The organism is Bacillus sp. HY001, from assembly GCF_007558965.1.
GTDB lineage: Bacteria > Bacillota > Bacilli > Bacillales > Bacillaceae_G > Bacillus_A > Bacillus_A mobilis.
In genome coordinates this window covers 1-3,145 of record NZ_VLTE01000008.1, presented here as the reverse complement: position 1 = coordinate 3,145, position 3,145 = coordinate 1, and the positions used below count along the sequence as shown (strand labels likewise).

Sequence of the window (3,145 nt, the reverse complement as noted above, 5' to 3'; positions counted from 1 at the left end):
AATTTGGTCTAGCACGTTATACCAAATTTCATTTGGACGTGCTCTGCGAGGCTCGTTGGCTTCGCCAAACCATGCCTTGCATGGCAAAAAAACCTCGGACTTTGTCCGAACCTACAAGGGGAACTCTTCCCCTTGACCCCATCAATCGAACTCCCCAACCCCTCAATCCTTGAGGGACTCCCTCGCCGGTTGGCAGGCCAAAACGTTTGACGTTTTGACAGGCCAAGAGGGTGAAGAATCAATTGCACGTGTCAATTCCTTAATGCTCCTTTCATGGATCAGCACAAACCGCTGACCCCTTCCAGTCCGCTTACCATTGACACTTACCGCTAATTTTTCCTTTTCCAACAATCGCTTTGCAAATTACTCCAAACATATGTGTTTCCTATTCGAATGAATATAAGAGTAAAGTACATAATAAATATGAAATATACCTTCAACCTTCAACTGTTACCCCTAAAAAGAACCCTATCCAACATTAGGGTTCTTTTTTCATACCAAGCCAAAAATAAAAAAGGCTTATCCAGTTATATACACATTTTTGTCCCCTGCATACACTACTTATGTACAACTGCCTACTTGATAAATTGCCATACAACAGAGTGATTGAAAGGGGATTTTATGAATTATTCATTTAATAAATCTGATAAATTAATCCCTTTTAAAAAGAACTACGGGTGTTCAAAAACAGCCTGTAGGGACCCTTGTAGTTCAATACCAATAAAAAAGTCAAAATCCACTATATAGGATTTTGACTTTTTTATTGGTATCCCCCTTGTTTTTGGGTGTGAGTGCTGGCTGGGGGTTTGGGGGCTAGCCCCCAGGAACTTAACGTAATTTTATATGGCATTAGTGAAATTCTTGAACGATAGATCAAGGCGGTTCGGCAGGTACAATTGCTAGTCCAAGTCGTGCAACTTAAATCCTCGTTTTTGGTATGTTCGGCTTGGCGACATGCTCACACCTGCCGAATTTCACTATGCAATAGCAAAAGAGTGGAGATTTTTTGAGTGGTTTTCTCAAAAAATACTACTCGACTATTGCATTGTGGAAAGCCCTCTAAAAAAAATAAAAAAAGAATATATTTAAGGCGATATTTATCGCCTTAAATATATAGAAAAGAGTAAGCAGGGGGTAAAAAGTAGATTTTAAGCTGATATATAGCTATTGAAGGGCATTTTCTTTGGTCTAATTTTTTATACTTTTTGGTCTAATTTTTTATACCTTTTGGTCTAATTTTTTTTGACCTTTTGGTCTAATTATGATAAAATGGAAATACAAAAATATAGGAGAAAGGTGATAATATGCCAAAACAAAAAACTGAAAACGAAATAATATATAACGGTAAAAGTCGATGGAGAAACCTAGATACAGGTGAAATAATAGAAACTGATGAAGTCATAAAGAAAACTCCTAGAAATGGTTTTATGATCACATATTTAACTGCAATCGTTCAATTAATAGATAGTTTAGGTAATAAAAAAATGCAAGTTGTAAAATACATATTAGAAAACATGGACAAATCAACAAATACGTTAATTATAACTACAAGAGAATTGACCGAAAAAAGCAAGGTATCTAGACAAACTGTAATAGACACATTAAAAACACTGGAGCAAGCCCAAATAATTACTAGAAGAACTGGAGCAATAATGATACATCCAAGCCTTGTTCATCGTGGTAAAGATACAAAAGAGAAATACTTACTTGCTAGATTCGAAGATTTTAATAATAATAAGGCTCCAATTAATGCAGTTGAATAAACCGCCCAAGAATTGATTCTAAGGCGGTTTTACCTTTCCATATCATATCCTCGTTGTTTAGTCATTTCGTTTTTATGTTCACGCTCAAAGTAATCCTCTACTTCCCTTCCAACTAGTTCATTCTTAACAAGCCCTCTAAACGTTTTAAATTGCTCTTTAAAGACTTTTTTCGTTTGTTGATATAAAACCTTTACGTTTATCTTCAAATCGTTTATATGAGCTTGTAACGAGCCTATTTTTGTATGTAATTCTTTATTTCTCTCTCTCAACTCCGCATTAATCTGATGAGATGCTTTTAAATTGTTAGACAAGCCCTCTACTTGCAGGTGTAATTTTTTATTTTCTTCCACCAAATCTGTACTTTGCAAACGTTCATAATCCCTTTTGACCATATAGGCAGCGTTCACCATTTTTTGTACTCTTTTCAATTCGTTCGTTCCAATAATCCAATTCCCAGTGTTTTTGGTTATCGTTTCTGTTTTAAATAATCCTTTTTTCACAACCTCTGTTTTTTTCTCTTTCCCTTTTGCATTGATTTTGATTTCTTGTGGTAATTGTTCACTGAGATCTAAAAGCTTTTTCTTTTTACTTTCAAATTCTTTATCTAAAGATTGGATTTTTCTCTCCAAGTCTTTTTCTTTTATCTTTACTTCCGCATCCATCGCCTTTTTTTGTTTCTCTATTTCTAGAGAATGCTTTTTTAAATCCTTAACGGTATCAACACCAATCGTTTTATCATTTAAAATTCCATCTTTGTAGATGTGTGGTATTTCCTTTTTCAAAAATGTATCTAAATCTTGGTGGAATGTCTTTAAATCTTTTCTTGTTAAAACCTCTTTGGCTGAAACTTTTTCCCGTTGTTTTTTCTCGTCCCAAACAACAGGCATAAAAGCAAAATGCATATGAGGTGTTGTTTCGTCCTTATGTACGTTAGCGGACAATACATTTTTTTCACCGCCATAACGATTCGCTAAAAACTCATAGGTTTTTTCAAAAAATTCACGTTGTTCTTTTTCTGAAGTCCCCTTCAAGTTTTCTGGTAACGTAACAACCCAATCACTACAAACTTTTACATCTTTCCGATTCAAACAATGTACTTCACGTAATCGATCATTCATGCGGGAAAGTGTATCTCCTTCTTTTTCGCATAAATCATAATTTAAATTTGACCGCTCATTATCAATCTCTTGATTCGAATGATTTTCTGTTTTTCTGTCCCAATGAATCGATAATCCTTGTACGCTGCCTTTTGTATATTTTTCTACATGAGCCACAAGTAAGCCCCCCTTTTGGTAATCAGCATAGCACGAAGATTGAGAGAATCCGATAATTTGGTCTAGCACGTTATACCAAATTTCATTTGGACGTGCTCTGCGAGGCTC

2 protein-coding genes are annotated in these 3,145 nt (G+C 35.1%); one reads left to right on the top strand and one right to left on the bottom strand.

Annotation, left to right across the window (positions count from 1 at the left end; all coding sequences use genetic code 11):
• Window positions 1-1,304 precede the first annotated feature (1,304 nt).
• On the top strand, window positions 1,305-1,763 hold the full coding sequence (locus FOT98_RS07265; RefSeq protein ID WP_001125937.1) for a replication/maintenance protein RepL: 459 nt from the start codon (window positions 1,305-1,307) through the stop codon (window positions 1,761-1,763).
• 29 nt (window positions 1,764-1,792) lie between these two features.
• Here the strand turns inward: FOT98_RS07265 and mobV are convergent, their stop codons facing one another.
• On the bottom strand, window positions 1,793-3,037 hold the full coding sequence (mobV, locus tag FOT98_RS07260) for a MobV family relaxase (RefSeq protein WP_000951567.1): 1,245 nt from the start codon (window positions 3,035-3,037) through the stop codon (window positions 1,793-1,795).
• Window positions 3,038-3,145 lie beyond the last annotated feature (108 nt).